The organism is Paraburkholderia humisilvae, from assembly GCF_902859855.1.
Lineage (GTDB): Bacteria > Pseudomonadota > Gammaproteobacteria > Burkholderiales > Burkholderiaceae > Paraburkholderia > Paraburkholderia humisilvae.
Map to the genome: position 1 here is coordinate 1 of NZ_CADIKH010000408.1, position 900 is coordinate 900.

Genomic DNA, 900 nt, shown 5'->3' on the forward strand with positions numbered 1-900 from the left:
CCGAACGCTTTCTCCAGCACCGGCAGCAGCTTGAGGGCCCAACGATGCACGGTTGAATGATCCACCCCGATGCCTCGCTCCGCCATCATTTCTTCCAGGTTTCGCAGGCTTGGCGCATAAGACACGTACCAACGCACGCACGTCAGGATTACATCAAGCGGGTAATGCAGGCGTTTGAGCACGGGGGTCATAACAGCATCGCCGCGACGAGCTGTCACGGTACCCTCAAGCGATTTAACCTCTTCTGTTTTCATAGCGAAGCGAAACGGCAAGGGAATTGGCTTTTCATTGCTTTCATTAATACTCCTTGACGTTGCGTTGGAGATTCGCTCTTCCGAATGGGGACGGCGGTTTCGACGTCGGAGTGTGTTGCGGCGAGGTCCAAGGCCTGAAGCGATGGTGGTACAAGGCGGGCCACAGGCTTCTCACGCTTCGCGGCGAGACCGAGGGCGTTCTGAAGAGGCGAGGGCGCGTCGCCCATCTCCCCCAGGTTCGGGCCAGTGTTGGCGTTAACTTTGTTCATGATGATGCAGGAGATTGAGGTCGGGATGATGCGCATTGTAGGTGTCGTGCCCAGCCGTCTGCGAGGCCGGGCGCGCAAACGACCGCGCGGCGACGAAAATCTGCAAACTGCGGTGCCCAGCATTGGGCCAATTACGGCAACAGCTCTATATAATGGATCGGATTTCAGGCAATCTATCGCGTTCCGGTTCCCGGATGCGCAAAATGCCATCCCGGATGCGAAAAGGGGCTCTGGTGCAAATAGATGAGCGAGTTGAGCAGTTTCTAATATAAAGGACGCCTTATCGAGTTGACAGGACAGCATCCCATACGGCGGGCGTGGTGGCATCCCCGAGGCCGAGCCTCGCGAGATCGAACTGATCCTTGCGAATGCGATGC

At 57.1% G+C, this 900-nt stretch carries 2 pseudogenes; both read right to left on the minus strand.

The features are described 5' to 3' along the window. A pseudogene (locus HV796_RS42805) lies at positions 1 to 191 on the minus strand (IS6 family transposase); the annotation flags it as partial. A 612-nt stretch (positions 192 to 803) separates the two neighbouring features. Further along, positions 804 to 900, minus strand: a pseudogene (locus HV796_RS46410) (IS6 family transposase); the annotation flags it as partial.